The sequence below is a fragment of the Acidimicrobiia bacterium genome (assembly GCA_035948415.1).
In the GTDB taxonomy this organism is placed as follows: Bacteria; Actinomycetota; Acidimicrobiia; order IMCC26256; family PALSA-555; genus PALSA-555.
On the sequence record DASZJD010000094.1, the window covers coordinates 70,200 to 86,987 of the forward strand.

Here is a 16,788-nt window from a genome sequence, read left to right on the forward strand (position 1 = left end):
GCAGATGGCACCGCAGCGCGAGTGGTTCGAGAAGGACTACTACGCGGTCCTCGGCGTCGAGCCTGGCGCGAGCGACCGCGAGATCCAGCGCGCCTACCGACGCCTGGCCAAGGCGAACCACCCCGACGCGAACGCGGGGGACACCGCGGCCGAGGAGCGGTTCAAGGAGGTCTCGGCCGCCCACGACGTGCTGGGCGACTCGGAGAAGCGCCGTGAGTACGACCAGGTCCGTGAGATGGTCGCCTCGGGGGTCGGTCCGGGGGGCTTCGGGCCCGGCGGCTCGGGCGGGTTCAACGGCTTCGCCCCCGGCTTCGACGGCGCGACCTTCCACTTCGACGACGGCGGTGGCCTCGGCGATCTGCTCGGGAACCTGTTCGGCACCCGCAGCGGCGGTCGTCGCCGCGGGGGGCGCGGCGCCACCGGGCCTGTCCGGGGGGCCGATCTCGAGGCCGAGCTGCACCTGGAGTTCGTCGATGCCGTGCACGGTGTCACCACGACGGTCGGTGTGACGTCGGACGCCCCGTGCCCGGTCTGCGGCGGGAGCGGGGCCGAGCCCGGCACCTTCCCGCAGCCCTGCCCGACCTGTGGCGGGACCGGCGCGGTGGCCGTCGATCAGGGGCCGTTCTCGTTCTCGCAGGTCTGCCCGACCTGTGGGGGACGGGGCGAGGTGATCGAGCATCGATGCAAGAAGTGCCGCGGGACCGGCGTCGAGCGGCGCCGGCGAGACGTGAAGGTGCGCATTCCCGCCGGGGTCGCCGACGGCCAACGGATCCGCGTCAAGGGGCGCGGCGGTGCCGGCCGCAACGGCGGCCCGCCCGGCGATCTCTATGTCGTGGTGCGCGTGGGGCCCCACGCGATCTTCGGCCGTCGGGGCAAGACGAATCTCACGGTCAAGGTGCCGGTGACCTTCGCCGAGGCGGCGCTCGGCAGCCAGGTCAAAGTGCCGACGCTCGATGGCCCGGTGACCGTCAAGGTGCCAGCCGGCACCCAGAGCGGCAAGACCGTCCGCGTCCGTGGACGCGGGATCCAGCCCGCGAAGGGCGAGCCTGGGGACCTGCTGGTGACGTTCGACGTCGTGGTGCCGACCGAACTCGACGACGACCAACGCGCCGCGGTGGCCGCCCTCGCCGAGCGGCTGCCCGGGAACCCGCGCGAGAAGCTCGGGGTGTAGGAGGAGCAATGGAAGAGCGAGATCGAGCGCTCTACATCATCTCGGTGGCAGCTGAGCTCGCCGGGGTGCATGCCCAGACACTGCGCATCTACGAGCGCAAGGGCCTGATCGAGCCGCGCCGGACCGAAGGTGGCAGCCGTCGCTACTCGGATCGCGACATCACCCTGCTTCGGCGCATCCAGGACCTCACGAACGAGGGGGTCAGCCTGGCCGGCGTACGCAAGATCTTGGACCTCGAAAACGAGCTCGAGGACGCACGAGACCGGATCGGCGAGTTGGAGGCCGATGTGGAGGACCTGCGTGGTGAGCTGCGCGAGCGGATCGAGGCCGTGCACCGGCAGTACCGCCGCGCCCTCGTGCCGGTCAAGCGGGCCGTCGTCCCGGTGCGGCGGTGACCCCTACGCGGTGATCGAGGCCAGGAAATCGTGCAGGTCGCTCTGGGCCGGGGCGTGGCGCGGGTCGTGAACCGTGATGGTCACGGTGAGCGTGCGGCCGTCGGTCGTTCGTCCGATGAGCTGCTCGATCGTCGTGATGGGCAGGGCACCGGCGTCGAACGTGAGCAGCGTCGCCGGGCTGCCGGCCAGCGTGATGTCGGTGCTGCTGGTGAGGCGGATCCCGGGATACTGCGGGCGGAGATCGTTCGTCGCGGTTTGCTGAAGCTCCGCGGAGCTGGGCCGCGGGCCTCGGGCGGCGCCGATGATCAGGGACACCGTCGCGAGCTGGTCGGCGGGCGCCCGCGTCGGAGCGACCAGGAAGCTCACTCCCTGGCCGGCGATCACGCTGTTGGTGCGCCACGAGCGGGGATAGAAGAGGGAGAATCGGGCGCTGGCGTCTCGGTATGGCGTCACCTCGGCCAGGACTGGGCGCGGCGGGCTCGGCGTGAGCAGCGCCGCGCCGGCGGCGCCCGCGATCAGCAGCGGGAGCACGGCGGCCACGAGCACCAGATGCCGGCGGCGACGCGGGCGAGGAGCGGCTGCGGTCGGCACCGCCGGCGGTGCCGGTGCCGCTTCGGGCGGAGCCGCGCGCGCCTCGAGCTCGGGGAGCGCCCGGATGCTCAACGGCGGCGCTTCGGCGATCCGGAGGGCCGAGCGGCCCCACTGGATCGGTGCGGGCAGCTCGCTCAACTCGGGCCGCCAGGCGATCCCCGGCTCCGCCAGGGGAGAGTCGGTCACCCACGCGGTCCAGTGGTCGCCGGCCCACCACCGCAGCCGCGACTCCACGAGGAGCGGGTCACGATGCCAGGAGGGTCCCGGCAGGGTGGGGTCGGGCACGTCCATCCAGGCCAGGCTGTGGGCGACGACCGCTCGATGGTCGCACAGGAGGCGCCGAGATTGGCGGAATACAGACTTGATGCAGGCGTTATCAACTTCCGGCGCACGCTTGGGAGGTGGACGGCCTGATGCCATTGGACCCGAACAAGTTCACGCGCAAGACCGGCGAGGCGCTCCAGAGCGCCCAGTCACTGGCTCGTGAGCGGAACCACGCCCAGGTCGCGCCCGAGCACCTGCTCGCGGCGCTGCTCGGCCAGCCCGAGAGCGTGGTGCTGCCGGTCCTCGAGCGGATGGGCGTCTCCCCCAAGGCCGTGCGGGACCGCGTGGACGAGGCGCTGACCCGGCGCCCCCAGGTGTACGGCGCGGCCCAGCAGGCTCAGCTCGCGCCCGAGGCCTACCGCGTCCTCGAGGCCGCGGACTCGGCCCGCCAGGACCTGGGTGACGACTACCTGTCGACCGAGCACGTGCTGCTCGCGATGACGGAGGTGGCGGGCGGCGTCGGTGACCTTCTGCGTTCCCTGAATGTGACGAAAGAAGCCGTGCTCGACGCGCTGAAGGCCGTCCGCGGCTCGCACCGAGTGACGAGCGAGAACCCCGAAGACCAGTATCAGGCCCTCGAGCGCTACGGCCGCGACCTCACCGAGGAGGCCCGCCGAGGCCGCCTCGACCCCGTCATCGGCCGTGACGAGGAGATCCGCCGCGTGATCCAGGTGCTCTCCCGTCGCACCAAGAACAACCCGGTGCTCATCGGGGAGCCCGGCGTCGGCAAGACGGCGATCGTCGAGGGGCTCGCTCGGCGGATCGTCGAGGGCGACGTTCCCGAGGGCCTGCGCGACAAGCGACTCATCGCCCTCGATATCGGCGCCATGGTCGCCGGCTCGAAGTACCGCGGCGAGTTCGAGGACCGGCTCAAGGCGGTCCTGAAGGAGATCTCCGACAGCGGCGGCGAGGTCATCACGTTCGTCGACGAGTTGCACACGATCGTCGGTGCCGGCGCCGCTGAGGGCGCCGTGGACGCCGGCAACATGATCAAGCCGATGCTGGCCCGCGGCGAGCTGCGCATGATCGGTGCCACGACCCTCGACGAGTATCGCAAGTACATCGAGAAGGACGCAGCGCTCGAGCGGCGGTTCCAGCAGGTCTTTGTCGGCGAGCCTTCGGTCGAGGACACCATCGCCATCCTCCGAGGCCTCAAGGAGCGCTACGAGGTGCACCACGGTGTGCGGATCCAGGACGCCGCGCTCGTTGCGGCCGCCGTCCTCTCGGACCGCTACATCACCGGACGCCAGCTCCCGGACAAGGCGATCGACCTCGTGGACGAGGCAGCGTCACGTCTGCGGATCGAGATCGACTCGATGCCGTTCGAGGTCGACGTGGTCGAGCGACGAATCCGCCAGCTCGAGATCGAGAAGGCGGCGCTCGCCAAGGAGACGGACGAATCGTCGAAGGGCCGACTCGAGGCGATCGAGGCCGAGCTCGCTGAGCTCGCCGAGGAGCGCGACGCGATGGTCGCGCATTGGCAGAACGAGAAGGACGCCATCACCGAGATCCGCGAGCTGAAGGAGCGGCTCGAGACGGCCCGCACCGATGCCGAGAAGGCCGAGCGCGAGGGCAACCTCGAGCAGGCGGCCGCGCTCCGGTACGGGACGATGCGCGACCTCGAGCGCGAGATCGCCGCGAAGACCGAGCGTCTCAACGAGCTCCAACGCGATCAGCAGATGCTCAAGGAGGAGGTCGACGAGGAGGACATCGCGGAGATCGTCTCGAAGTGGACGGGCATCCCGGTGAGCAGGCTCATGGAGGGCGAGATGGCGAAGCTCGTCCGCATGGAGGACGTCCTGCACGCCCGGGTGATCGGCCAGGACGAGGCTGTGACCGCGGTGGCGAACGCGATTCGTCGCTCCCGCGCCGGACTCTCGGACCCGCACCGTCCGATCGGATCGTTTCTCTTCCTCGGCCCGACGGGGGTGGGCAAGACGGAGCTTGCGCGGACGCTCGCCGACTTCCTGTTCGACGATGAGCGGGCGATCGTGCGGATCGACATGTCGGAGTATCAGGAGAAGCACACCGTCTCGCGCCTGGTCGGTGCGCCGCCCGGGTACGTCGGCTACGACGAGGGTGGACAGCTCACCGAGGCGATCCGTCGTCGGCCGTACGCGGTCGTGCTGCTCGATGAGATCGAGAAGGCCCACCCGGACGTTTTCAACGTCCTGCTTCAGCTGCTAGACGACGGTCGTCTCACCGACGGGCAAGGGAGGACCGTGGATTTCACGAACACGGTCCTGATCATGACCAGCAACCTGGGGAGCGGCGCCGACGAGCAGGTCGTGATGGCAGCCGTTCGTACCCACTTCAAGCCCGAGTTCCTGAACCGCATCGACGAGATCGTGGTCTTCCACCGGCTCGACGAGCGGCACATCGAGCAGATCGTGGAGCTGCAGGTTGCGCAGCTGCGGGACCGGCTGGCCGAGCGCGGGCTCGGGCTCGAGCTCAGCGCAGCCGCCCTGACGCGGATCGCGAAGCTCGGGTACGACCCGGACTTCGGCGCCCGCCCCCTGAAGCGGGTGCTCCAGCGCGAGGTCGCAGACCCCATCGCGCTCGCCCTCCTCCGCGGTGAGTACCACGAGGGGGATGTGGTGGTCGTGGACGCGACCAGCGACGGTCAGCTGGTGTTCAGCCGGCGAACGCCCGTCTCTGCGTAGACGCGGCGAGACGTCGCCGATGGTTCTAGACATTCCCGAAGCCGTGGCGTCCGGCGGCGACTACGATGCCGTCAACGTGACTGCTGACGCGCAGGCGCGTGCCGTCCCCACTCGGAGGTCCGCGTGCCGGGCACGGTGATCGTCGGGACCCAGTGGGGCGACGAGGGCAAGGGCCGCTGGACTGACTATCTCGCCAAGGAGAGCTCGCTCGTCGTCCGCTACCAGGGTGGGCACAACGCGGGCCACACCCTGGTCGTCGACGGTGAGGTCTTCGCGCTCCAGCTCGTCCCGAGCGGCGTGCTCTACGAGCACGTCACCCCGGTGATCGGCAACGGCGTCGTGATCGATCCCGCCGTCCTCCTCGAGGAGCTCGACATGCTCGAGCACAAGGGGATCGACACCAGCCGCGTTCGCATCTCCGGGAACGCCCACCTGATCATGCCCTACCACCAAGAGCTGGACCGGGTGACCGAGCGTTTCCTCGGCAAGAACCGCCTCGGGACGACGAAACGCGGCATCGGCCCTGCTTACGCAGACAAGGCGCTCCGCGTCGGGCTGCGGGTGCAGGACCTCTTGGACCCGAAGATCTTCCGGGAGAAGCTCGATCTTGCCCTGCGAGAGAAGAACGGCGTCCTGGCCAAGGTCTACAACCGGCTGCCGCTCGACGCCGAGGACATCTGTAGCCGGTACCTGGATATGGTCCCCAGGCTCGAGCCGCACATCGCTGACACCGTCCACCTGCTCCACGAGGCGCTCGAGCTCGGGCAGCGAGTCCTCTTCGAGGGCGCCCAAGCGACGTTCCTGGATCTCGACCACGGCACCTACCCGTTCGTCACCTCCTCGAACCCGGTGGCGGGTGGAGTGTGCACTGGTGCCGGCGTCGGGCCGCGGGCGATCGACCGTGTGATCGGCGTCGTCAAGGCGTACGTCACTCGGGTGGGCAGCGGCCCGTTCCCGACCGAGCTTCCCGATGGGGACCGAATCGGCGATCTGCTCGTCGACGGCGGGGCCGAGTACGGCACGAACACCGGCCGGCGCCGACGGCCGGGCTGGCTCGACACCGTCATGCTCCGCCATGCGGTGGCGCTCAACAGCTGCAGCGAGCTCGCCGTGACGAAGCTCGACGTGCTGTCCACGCTCGACGAGCTGAAGGTCTGCGTCGCGTACGAGGGCGAGGACGGCGCCCGCTACGAGCACGTGCCGTACCACCAGTCGGTGTTGCACAAGGTGCGGCCGATCTATGAGACGCTGCCGGGCTGGGGCGAGCCGATCGAGCGTGCGGCTCGCATCAGCGATCTCCCCGCCGCCGCACGCGACTACGTGGCGTTCGTCGAGCAGGTGGCCGGCGTCCCGGTGACGTTCGTGTCGGTCGGCCCGAGCCGCGACCAGACCGTCGTCCTGCCGCGGGCCGCGTGAGCCGACGGGTCCTCGTCGTCGGCGGCGGCGGCCGCGAGCACGCCCTGGCGTGGGCCCTGGCTCGCAGCCCGTCCGTCGGCGAGGTCGTGGCCGCGCCCGGCAACCCCGGCATCGAGGCGATCGGCCGCTGCGTCGCCGTCGACCCCAAAGACCCGGCCGCGGTCGCGCGACTCGCCCACGACCTGGCGGCGGACCTCGTGGTCGTCGGTCCCGAGGAACCGCTCGTGGCCGGTGTCGCCGATGCCGTAGCGGCCAGCGGCCGGCCGGTGTTCGGCCCGGGCGCGGCGGCGGCCCGCCTTGAGGGCTCGAAGGCGTGGATGAAGGAGGTACTGACCGGCGCCGGAGTCCCGACCGCTGAGCACGCATCGTTTCGCGCCGACCAGCAGGAGGAAGCGTTGACCTTCCTCGAGACCCTCGACGGTCTGTACGTCATCAAGACCGACGGTCTCGCCGCCGGAAAGGGGGTCCTCGTCACCGATTCGCAGGACGAAGCGCGGGCGGCGGTGCGCCGCTACCTGAGCGGGGAGGCGTTCGGCGACGCCGGTCGGACCGTCGTGATCGAGGAGGGGCTCCGCGGACCCGAGCTGTCCTTGCTCGTGGTGTGCAACGGCGATCCCAACGCCGCGGCGCCGCTCGAGCCCGCTCAGGACTTCAAGCGGATCGGCGACGGCGACACCGGGTCGAATACCGGCGGGATGGGGGCGTTCTCGCCGGTCCCGGCGGCCGGGCCCGAGCTCGTGGAGCAGGTCATGGCTCTGGCCGTGCGGCCGACGCTCCACGCCCTCGCGGCGGGGGGCGCGACCTACCGCGGTGTGCTGTACGCGGGGCTCATGCTCACGATCGACGGTCCGAAGGTCGTCGAGTACAACGTGCGGTTCGGCGACCCCGAGTGTCAAGTCGTCTTGCCGCGCCTCGAGACGGACCTCGGTGACCTCTGCGACGCTGCGGCTCGCGGCGCGGCGGTCCCACCGGTCCGTTTCCGGGACCACGCGTGCGTGACGGTCGTGATGGCGAGCGAGGGGTATCCCAACGCACCCCGAACCGGACGCGTCATCACCGGCGTCGAAGCGGCTGAGGCTCGACCTGATGTGATGGTGTTCCACGCGGGAACGGCACGGGACCCGGACGGGACGCTCGTCACCGCCGGCGGGCGAGTCCTCGACGTCACCGCGGTAGGGCCAACGATCTCCGAGGCTCGCCGGCGCGCCTACGACGCCGCGGCCGCGATCACGTGGTCGGGCGTGCAGTACCGCCACGACATTGCCGCAGCCGCGTGACGCATTCCCTAGAAGAAGGTTGTCGGTCGACGCACCCCACGGTTCATGTTCATCGCCGACGAGCGCCGTCCTCGGGTTCGGATTCCTGCCGCGACGAGCGCGCACTCGACGCATCGCACCGGTTGGCGTTTCGTCGTCGGAGGCACCAGGCAGTCGGCGCACCAGGTCTCCCCGCAGTCCTCGCAACGGCCGACGGCGCGTTCCGCCCAGTGCTTGGCGCATGTGCCGACATTCGACAGCCCGTTGCCGCTCACGGGCGCCCCTCCCGGTGGCTCAGCCCTCACGCCAGCGCCGCCGGTCGCGAAGACCCGTGGGCGCAGCCCTGGCTCCTACAGTGTCGACCAGGAGGAAGCCGGCCTTGATTGCCCGTTACGCGCTCGAGCCGATGGCCCGTCTGTTCACGGACGAGGAGCGCTACGCCACGTGGCTGGAGGTCGAGGTCTTGGCGGTCGAGGCCTGGGCGAAGTTGGGTGTCGTCCCCGCCGAGGACGCAGTGGCGATTCGCGAGCGCGCAGGATTCGAGGTCGCCGCGATCGAGGCTCGGGAGCTCATCACCGACCACGACACCGCGGCGTTCGTCGACGTGGTTCAGGCAAGCGTCGGGGGCCCTGCCGCTCGGTGGATCCATCACGGGCTGACCTCGAGCGACGTCGTCGACACGGCCCTGTCGGTCACGCTCGTCCGAGCCTGTGACCTCTTGCTCGAGGCCGTGGACGCGCTGCAGGCGGTCGTCGCCGATCGGGCCCGCGAGTTCCGCACCGTCCCGATGGTGGGTCGAACGCACGGCATCCACGCCGAGCCCACGACCTTTGGCGCCAAGCTGGCGCTGTGGGCCCTGGCGCTGCGACGCGACGGCCATCGTGTCGAGCGTGCCCGAGCCGGGATCGCAGTCGGGAAGCTCTCGGGTCCGGTCGGCACCTACTCGCACGTCGATCCGGAGGTCGAGGCCTTCGTCTGCGAGCGACTCGGCCTCCGCGCCGTGCCCGCAACCCAAGTGATCGCGAGGGACCGCCACGCCGAGCTGCTCTATGCCTGTGCCTCCCTGGGCGCGACCGTCGAGGCCTGCGCGCTCCAGATCAGGCTGCTCCAGCGCACTGAGGTCGGCGAGGTGGCCGAGCCGTTCCGGACCGGCGCCCAAAAGGGCTCGAGCGCGATGCCGCACAAGCGCAACCCAGTGAAGAGCGAGCAGCTCTGCGGCCTGGCTCGCGTGCTGCGGGTGAACGTCGTGGCCGGGCTCGAGGACGTCGCCCTCTGGGACGAGCGGGATATCTCCCAATCGTCCGTGGAGCGGATCGTGCTTCCCGACTCGTTGCAGCTCGCCTATTACGTCGCCGTTCGACTCCGGGAGATCGTGCAGGGCCTCGACGTGTACCCGCTTCGGATGCGGGCCAACCTGGAGTCGTCGCACGGGCTGGTCTTCAGCCAAGGCGTCCTGCTCGCGCTCGTCGATGCGGGTTGGACCCGAGACGACGCCTATCGGGTCGTCCAACGAGCCGCCGTTCAGTCGTGGGAGCAGGGCCGCCCGTTGCTCGAAGTCCTGCGCGACGACGACGAGGTCGTCGCGACGCTCGGCGACCGGCTCGCAGCGTGCTTCGACCTCACGTCGGTGCTTGAGCACGCGACGCGTGCCGTCGACGCCCTCGACGAGCCGGGCGGCCTGTGACTGGGGTCGCCCTCCCGCACCGATACACGGGCAAGGTCCGTGATCTCTACGCTGTAGCTTCCGACCAGATCTTGATCGTCGCCTCCAATCGCATCTCGGTGTTCGACGTGGTGCTCGGTGACGAAATCCCGGACAAAGGGCGCGCCCTCACCGCCCTCTCGACGTTCTGGTTCACGCGGACGGCGGGGCTGGCCGCGAACCACTTTCTCTCCGCGGACCCGAATCAGTTTCCGGCCGGCGCCGGGGTCGAGGCAGCGGGTCGGGCGATGCTCGTCCGCGCGGCGCAGCCGGTACGCCTCGAATGCATCGCCCGCGGGTACCTGTTCGGCTCGGCGTTCGAGGAGTACGACGAGAGGGGCACGGTCGGTGGGCACCGGCTCCCGTCGGGTCTTCGTCGAGCCGAGTGCCTCGCCGAACCGCTGTTCACGTCGACGACGAAGGCTGAGCCCGGAGCGGGTCACGACGAGGCGCTCACCGACGCAGAGGCGGCGACGCGAGTCGGCGAGACGACCTTCGAGCGGTGCCGCGACACGACCTTGGCGCTCTACCGATTCGCTGCCCGGCATGCCGAGGCCCGTGGCCTGCTCCTCGCCGACACCAAGCTCGAATTCGGATGCGTCGGCGACGAGCTCGTGGTGATCGACGAGCTCCTGACGCCAGACTCCTCGCGCTACTGGGACGCAGAGCAGTACGCGGTTGGCACGTCACCACCGTCCTTCGACAAGCAGTACGTCCGTGACTACTACGCCAGCATCGGGTGGGACCACACGCCGCCTGCACCCGAGCTGCCCCACTCGGTGATCGTCGGGACCCGCGATCGATACATCGAGGCGTACGAGCGGCTCACCGGCCTCCGCTTCGCGGCGTGGCACGCGCCGCGCCCGTGAGGGACGGGGCGACATCCATCGGGACCGGCCGAGCCGGCCGGTAGAGTCGATTCGTGCGCTACGAGGCCCGCATCGAGGTGACGCACCTCCCTGGCGTTCTGGATCCCCAAGGAGCCACGGTCGAGCGGGCGCTCCCCGCCCTGGGCTACCACAACGTCAGCGACGTCCGGATCGGCAAGTGCATCCGCCTTGTCGTCGAGGCTGCCGACCGGGACGGGGCCCGCCGCCAGGTCGAGGCGATGTGCGAGCGTCTGCTCGTGAACCCCGTGATCGAGGCCTACGACGTCGAGCTCGCTGACCTCCTGCCGGCAGGCTGATCGTGGGGGCGCGGGTCGCGATCGTCGTGTTTCCCGGGACGAACTGTGAGCTCGACGTGGCCACCGCCGTCGAGGGCCGGGGCGGCGTCCCCGAGCTGGTGTTCCACACCGAGACCACCCTGCGGGGGGCTGACGCAGTGGTGATCCCCGGTGGCTTCGCGCACGGCGACTACCTGCGAACCGGCGCGCTGGCCCGCTTCTCGCCCGTCATGACCGCGGTGAGCGAGCACGCTGCGAGCGGCGGCCCGGTCGTCGGCATCTGCAACGGGTTCCAAGTGCTCACGGAGGCGGCACTGCTGCCGGGCGCGCTCCGGAAGAACGCTGGGCTCAGGTTCTTGTGTCAGACCGTCGCGTGCCGCGTCACGGGCACGCGATCGGCGCTGACCCGACGGGCACCACTGGGAGCCGTGCTGCAGCTGCCGATCAACCATTTCGAGGGTGCCTACACGTGCGACCAGGGCACGCTCGATGAGCTCCGCGCTGAGGAACGGGTCGTGCTGCGCTACGTCGACAACCCCAACGGCAGCGTCGACGACATTGCCGGCGTCGCCAACGAGACCGGCAACGTCGTCGGACTCATGCCCCACCCCGAGCGGGCTTCGGACGCCCTGCTCGGCTCCGCCGACGGCGTGGTCCTCCTCGAGTCGTTCCTCGCGGCGGCAGCAGACCGCTCGGTGGCGGCGTGAGGGTCAGCCGCCGCGGGTGATCCCCGCCCGACCGAGGACCTCAGCGGACACCCCCATCTCGCGCCAAGTCGCGTACGCGATCCCCTTGCGCTGTCCGTAGGCCTTCGCCACCCTGGCGAACTCGGCTTCGAGCGTCGGCAGGTCCGCGTCGGGTCCAGTCTTGGCCTCGAGTTCGGCCCCGAGATCGCGGCGCTCTTGGAGCAGCTGCAGGCGCTGCAGGGACGTCGCGGCCCGCAGCTCCGGCTCGAGGGCCGTGAGGCGCTTGCGGATCGAGTCGGTGGTGCGCGGACGCCCCCGCTTGGGCTGGCGGTCCTGCAGCGCGTCGAGATAGGCCTTCACCACCCGGCCCTCGGCGCGCCCCTCGGCCATCGCCTCCTTGTGCGCCGCTGTCATCTGCTTCGGTGCCATTTGGTGACCTCGATCCCATCGTATTTCCTAATTCTGGCATCTGGCATTTGGGCAAATCGAACCGCCGGTAGGCTCGGCTGGTGGTGAGCACCGAGCCGTTGCACCGGGCGCTCGGCCTCACCGACGACGAGCTGGCGGCGATCTCTGGGCTCCTCGGACGCGAGCCGACGGACCTCGAGCTCGCCATGTACGGCGTGCTCTGGTCGGAGCACTGCTCCTATAAGTCGTCGAAGGTGCACCTGCGACGGTTCCCGACCGACGCCCCCTGGGTCCTCGTCGGGCCCGGCGAGGGCGCCGGCGTCCTCGACGTGGGCGACGGGCTGGCCGTCGCGGTTCGCATCGAGAGCCACAACCACCCGTCGGCGGTCGAGCCGTACCAGGGAGCCGCCACCGGGGTCGGCGGCATCATCCGCGACATCTTCTCAATGGGGGCGCGCCCGATCGCCCTGATGGACCCGCTGCGGTTCGGCCCCCTCGACGACCCGCGATGTCGCTACGTGCTGGAGCAGGTGGTGGCCGGGATCAGTGGCTACGGCAACTCGGTCGGGGTCCCGACGGTCGGCGGCGAGATCGTCGTCGATGACTGCTACCGCGACAACCCGCTCGTCAACGTGCTCTGTGTGGGGGTCACGTCCCGGGAGCACCTGGTGCGGTCGCGCGCCGGGGCAGCCGGCAATCTCGCGGTGTTGCTCGGCGCATCGACCGGGCGGGACGGCATCGGTGGCGCCAGCGTCCTGGCGTCGGCGGCTTTCGAGGAGGAGACCACGACGAAGCGCCCCGCCGTACAGGTCGGTGACCCGTTCGAGGAGAAGCGGCTCATCGAGGCCTGCCTGACGTTGCTCGAGGCGGGGCTCGCGGTCGGGGTTCAGGACCTGGGCGCCGGTGGACTGTCCTGCGCCGCGTCGGAGATCGTGGCCAACAGCGGGCTCGGGATGGACGTGGACGTCGCACGGGTGCCACGGCGGGAGCTGCACATGACGCCCGTCGAGGTCATGACGTCTGAGAGCCAGGAGCGGATGCTCGCCGTCGTCGAGCCTGATCAGCTTGATGCCGTGCTCGCCATCTGCGAGCGCTGGGACCTTCGGGCTGCAGTGGTGGGCGTCGTGACCGCCGGGGAACGGTTCCGCGTCTTCGACGGCGCGTTCGACGCGCCGCCGGCCGTCGACGGGGCGGCACCGGACGTCCTCGCCGACGTTCCGGCCGTCAGCCTGGGTGACGGGCCCGTGTACACGCGCCCGGCTGCTGGGCCTCCCGACGGCCAGGCGCTCACCGCGGCCGCCGACCCCGCGCCGACGCTGGAGCGCAAGTATCCGGCCGGCGTCGACTTGGGTCCTGAGCTCCTCGCGTTGTTGTCGACCCCGACGATCGCCGACAAGGCCTGGGTCTGGCGGCAGTACGACCACCAGCTGTTTCTGAACACCGTGGTGGGGCCGGGCGCCGACGCGACGGTCCTGCGCCTGCCTCGGACCGGTCGTGCCCTTGCGTTGGCGACGGACGGCAAGGCCCGGTTCTGCCTCCTCGATCCTCGGACCGGCGGACGGCTCGTCGTCTTGGAGGGGGCGCGCAACGTGGCGTGCGTCGGAGCCCGTCCCCGCGCCGTCGTGAACTGCCTGAACTTCGGGAGCCCGGAGCACCCGACGGTGATGTGGCAGTTCGCCGAGACGGTGGAGGGCATGGCTGAGGCGTGCGAGGCGCTGGGGCTCCCCGTCATCGGCGGCAACGTGAGCTTCTACAACGCGTCGCGAGGAGCGGACATCGACCCCACGCCCGTGGTCGGCGTCATCGGCGTGCTCGACGAGCTGGAGACGGTCCCGCCCACGCTCGCCCTCGGTCCGGACCAGGAGGTGGTGCTCCTCGGCGTGACCGCGGCCGAGCTCGGAGGGTCGGAGTGGGCGACACGGCACGAGCTGGACGGCGGGCGCCCGCCGGGCGCCGACCTCGGCGCCGCCCGCCAGCTGCACGAGCTCGTCCGGGGGCTCGTCGCGGAGCGTCTGGTGCGCGCCGCCCACGACTGTGCCGACGGCGGTGTCGCGGTCGCGCTCGCCGAGATGGCGATCGCCGGTGGGTGCGGGGTCGTGGTCGCTCCGCCCGGCGGGCTCACTCCCGCCATCTGGTGCTTCTCCGAGTCCGCGTCGCGTGTCGTCGTGACCGTCGACTCGGAGCAGCTGAGCGCGGTGCTCGGCCGCGCCGACGCGGGCGGGGTGCCGGCCGCGGTGCTCGGCCGGACCGGCGGCGACCGGGTGATCGTCGACGGAGCCTTCGACCTGCCCCTCGACACCGCGGCTGACGCCTGGCGCGGCGCGCTACCGCGGCTCCTGGACGCGAGCTGACGGTGAGGTTCGCCGGCTCCCGCCGCCAGGACCCGCCGCCGACGACGCGGAGGCCGTCAGCGACCCCGTGGGATACTTGGCCGAGAATGGACACCCGGCCTCCGGCTCCCGGTCTCAACCACGCCTGCGGCGTCTTCGGCGTCTATGCGCCCGGGCAGACGGTGTCGCACCTCACCTACCTCGGCCTGTACGCGCTCCAACACCGCGGCCAGGAGTCAGCCGGCATCGCAGTGAGCGACGGCGAGACCATCACGGTCGTGAAGGACATGGGTCTCGTCACACAGGTGTTCGACGAGCGCCGGCTGGCGCCGTTGGACGGGCACCTCGCCATCGGGCACAACCGATACTCGACCACCGGGTCGAGCACCTGGCGCAACGCCCAGCCCGTGTACCGGTCGGTCGGTGACGCCGGCTTCGCGCTCGGACACAACGGCAACCTCACGAACACCGCCACCCTCGCCACGGGACTCGGCATGCTCCCCGGTATGACCGCCCCGGCCGCCGACGTCGACTCGACGACCGACTCGGCCCTCATCGCCGAACTCATCGCAGGGGAGTACCCGGCCCACCTCCGCTCCGACGGTCGCGACCTCGAGCTCGCGCTCGAGCGCGTGCTGCCCCGCCTCGACGGCGGGTTCTCGCTCGTCCTCATGGACGAGGCCCACCTCATCGCCGTGCGTGACCGCCACGGCTTCTGGCCCCTCGTCCTCGGGCGGGTCGAGGGCGGCTGGGTCGTCGCCAGCGAGACCGCGGCGCTGGACATCGTCGGCGCCCACGTCGTGCGCGAGATCGAGCCCGGGGAGATGGTGGTCATCGACGCGTCGGGCGTACGCGAGCACCGGTTCGCCGACCCGACCCCCCACCTGTGCCTGTTCGAGTTCGTCTACTTCGCGCGCCCCGACACCTATCTCTACGGCCACGGCGTGCACGCGGCACGTCGGCGGATGGGCGAGGAGCTGGCCCGCCAGGCGCCGGTCGAGGCCGACATGGTCATGCCGATCCCGGAGTCCGGCATCCCGGCCGCGCAGGGCTACGCCCACGCATCGGGGATCCCGTACGGGGACGGCCTGGTCAAGAACCGCTACGTGGGCCGCACGTTCATCGAGCCGAGCCCGCTGCAGCGCAGCGGCGGCGTGCGCCTGAAGCTCAACCCGCTTCCCGAGGCGATCGACGGGAAGCGCCTCGTCGTGGTGGACGACTCGATCGTGCGGGGCACCACCACCCGCCAGGTCGTCGCGATGCTCCGCGAGGCCGGCGCCGCCGAGGTGCATTTCCGAGTTTCGTCACCGCCCTACAAGTGGCCGTGCCACTACGGGATGGACACCGGCCGCCGCTCCGAGCTGCTCGCCGCCGATCTCTCCGTGGGGGAGGTCGCCGACTACCTCAAGGTCGACTCGCTGGCCTATCTCGAGCTCGATCGCCTGACCCGAGCCACGGGCGCTCCGGCGGACGCGTTCTGCACCGCTTGTCTCTCTGGCCACTATCCGGTGCCGGTGCGGCCGACCGTCGCCGACACCAAGCACGTCCTCGAGACCGGGTGGGGGCCCGACGAGGAGCCGTCGCTGCCGGTCGACAGCCCGCCGCCGGCGTGAGGGGCCGTCGCACCCGCGCCGACCACCTCACCTACGCCGCCGCCGGCGTTGACATCGCGGCCGGCGAGACGGCGGTCGAGCTCATCAAGGACCACGTGCGGTCGACCTTCCGTCCCGGCGTCCTCGGCGACGTCGGGGGCTTCGGTGGCCTCTTCGACGTCGGAAGGCTGCCCTACAAGGACCCGCTGCTCGTCTCCTCGACGGACGGGGTGGGGACGAAGTCGGCCCTGGCCCGACGGCTGGAGCGGTACGACACCATCGGCATCGACTGCGTCGCCATGTCGGTCGACGACGTCGCCGCCCACGGCGCCGAGCCCCTCTTCTTCCTCGATTACGTGTCCGTCGGCCAGCTCGTGCCCGAGCAGATCGAGGACCTCGTCGCCGGCGTCGCCCGCGGCTGCCGACAGGCGGGTTGCGCGCTCCTCGGCGGTGAGATCTCGGAGCACCCAGGCATCCTCGAGCCCGGCGAGTTCGACCTCGTCGGCTTCGCGGTCGGGATCGTGGAGCGGGCCGGTCTGCTCCCCGCTCGCGTCGCGCCGGGTGACCGCGTCGTCGGCCTCGCCAGCCCCGGCCTGCGGTGCAACGGCTACTCGCTGGCCCGGGAGGCGGTCCTCCGAGCCGGGCTCTCCCTCGATCGCCCGGCCTGGCCCGGGGCTCGCCACTCCCTCGGCGCCGAGCTGCTGCGCCCGAGCGTCATCTACGCGCCCGCGGCGCTCGAGCTTCGCCGCCGCGTCGACGTGCACGCGCTCTGCCACGTCACGGGCGGCGGCATCCCCGCCAACCTTGCCCGCGTGCTCCCGTCCGGGTGCGACGCGGTGATCGTGCGGGGGACCTGGGACCAGCCGCGCATCTTCTCGGTGATCCAGGAGGCCGGCGGGGTCGACAGCGACGAGATGGAGCACGTATTCAACCTGGGGCTCGGCATGCTCGCCGTCGTGGGCCCTGACGCTGGTCGTCGCGCCGTGGACACGCTCCGTGGCACCGGTCACCAAGCCTGGCTCGTCGGCGAGATTCGAGACGGGCGCGGTCGTGTCATGTTTTCGGACCGTTCGGGGTAGTCTCCGCGGG

The 16,788-nt window shown here is 70.9% G+C and carries 14 protein-coding genes; 12 read left to right on the top strand and 2 right to left on the bottom strand.

Annotated features, from left to right (window positions below; translation table 11 throughout):
• Nucleotides 1-4: 4 nt before the first annotated feature.
• Together dnaJ and VG869_12935 are read left to right on the top strand one after the other, a co-directional pair.
• Nucleotides 5-1,171, top strand: coding sequence for a molecular chaperone DnaJ (gene dnaJ / locus VG869_12930; GenBank protein ID HEV3452092.1), 1,167 nt, complete (start codon nucleotides 5-7; stop codon nucleotides 1,169-1,171).
• Between the two features lie 8 nt (nucleotides 1,172-1,179).
• On the top strand, nucleotides 1,180-1,566 hold the full coding sequence (locus VG869_12935) for a MerR family transcriptional regulator (GenBank protein ID HEV3452093.1): 387 nt from the start codon (nucleotides 1,180-1,182) through the stop codon (nucleotides 1,564-1,566).
• Between the two features lie 3 nt (nucleotides 1,567-1,569).
• On the opposite strand, the gene VG869_12940 is transcribed toward VG869_12935, so the two are convergent.
• Nucleotides 1,570-2,448 carry a hypothetical protein gene (locus VG869_12940; GenBank protein ID HEV3452094.1) on the bottom strand — a complete coding sequence of 293 codons (879 nt, stop codon included), beginning with the start codon at nucleotides 2,446-2,448 and terminating at the stop codon, nucleotides 1,570-1,572.
• Between the two features lie 122 nt (nucleotides 2,449-2,570).
• On the opposite strand from VG869_12940, the gene clpB reads away from it, so the two are divergent.
• The 7 genes from clpB to purQ all read left to right on the top strand — a co-directional run bounded on the left by clpB (nucleotide 2,571) and on the right by purQ (nucleotide 11,390).
• A complete protein-coding gene (gene clpB / locus VG869_12945) occupies nucleotides 2,571-5,144 on the top strand; it encodes an ATP-dependent chaperone ClpB (protein HEV3452095.1) in 2,574 nt (857 codons plus the stop codon).
• Between the two features lie 123 nt (nucleotides 5,145-5,267).
• Nucleotides 5,268-6,560 (top strand): adenylosuccinate synthase, encoded by a 1,293-nt coding sequence (locus VG869_12950; GenBank protein ID HEV3452096.1) that lies wholly within the window; start codon nucleotides 5,268-5,270, stop codon nucleotides 6,558-6,560.
• Nucleotides 6,557-7,837, top strand: a complete 1,281-nt coding sequence (gene purD / locus VG869_12955) for a phosphoribosylamine--glycine ligase (GenBank protein HEV3452097.1) — start codon at nucleotides 6,557-6,559, stop codon at nucleotides 7,835-7,837. Before VG869_12950 ends, purD begins: the two co-directional genes overlap by 4 nt.
• Nucleotides 7,838-8,195: 358 nt before the next feature.
• A complete protein-coding gene (purB, locus tag VG869_12960) occupies nucleotides 8,196-9,500 on the top strand; it encodes an adenylosuccinate lyase (protein ID HEV3452098.1) in 1,305 nt (434 codons plus the stop codon).
• Nucleotides 9,497-10,387 (top strand): phosphoribosylaminoimidazolesuccinocarboxamide synthase, encoded by an 891-nt coding sequence (locus VG869_12965; protein ID HEV3452099.1) that lies wholly within the window; start codon nucleotides 9,497-9,499, stop codon nucleotides 10,385-10,387. Before purB ends, VG869_12965 begins: the two co-directional genes overlap by 4 nt.
• A gap of 53 nt (nucleotides 10,388-10,440) precedes the next feature.
• Nucleotides 10,441-10,704 carry a phosphoribosylformylglycinamidine synthase subunit PurS gene (gene purS / locus VG869_12970; protein HEV3452100.1) on the top strand — a complete coding sequence of 88 codons (264 nt, stop codon included), beginning with the start codon at nucleotides 10,441-10,443 and terminating at the stop codon, nucleotides 10,702-10,704.
• 2 nt (nucleotides 10,705-10,706) lie between these two features.
• Complete coding sequence (purQ, locus tag VG869_12975; protein HEV3452101.1) at nucleotides 10,707-11,390, top strand: phosphoribosylformylglycinamidine synthase subunit PurQ; 684 nt, start codon at nucleotides 10,707-10,709, stop codon at nucleotides 11,388-11,390.
• Between the two features lie 3 nt (nucleotides 11,391-11,393).
• Here purQ and VG869_12980 read toward each other — a convergent pair whose 3' ends face one another.
• Nucleotides 11,394-11,798, bottom strand: a complete 405-nt coding sequence (locus tag VG869_12980; GenBank protein HEV3452102.1) for a hypothetical protein — start codon at nucleotides 11,796-11,798, stop codon at nucleotides 11,394-11,396.
• A gap of 80 nt (nucleotides 11,799-11,878) precedes the next feature.
• On the opposite strand from VG869_12980, the gene purL reads away from it, so the two are divergent.
• The 3 genes from purL (at nucleotide 11,879) to purM (ending at nucleotide 16,778) form a co-directional block, all read left to right on the top strand.
• Nucleotides 11,879-14,128 carry a phosphoribosylformylglycinamidine synthase subunit PurL gene (gene purL / locus VG869_12985; protein HEV3452103.1) on the top strand — a complete coding sequence of 750 codons (2,250 nt, stop codon included), beginning with the start codon at nucleotides 11,879-11,881 and terminating at the stop codon, nucleotides 14,126-14,128.
• 86 nt (nucleotides 14,129-14,214) lie between these two features.
• Nucleotides 14,215-15,720 carry an amidophosphoribosyltransferase gene (purF, locus tag VG869_12990; GenBank protein ID HEV3452104.1) on the top strand — a complete coding sequence of 502 codons (1,506 nt, stop codon included), beginning with the start codon at nucleotides 14,215-14,217 and terminating at the stop codon, nucleotides 15,718-15,720.
• Entirely contained in the window at nucleotides 15,717-16,778 is a 1,062-nt protein-coding gene (gene purM / locus VG869_12995) for a phosphoribosylformylglycinamidine cyclo-ligase (protein ID HEV3452105.1), read from the top strand. Before purF ends, purM begins: the two co-directional genes overlap by 4 nt.
• Nucleotides 16,779-16,788 lie beyond the last annotated feature (10 nt).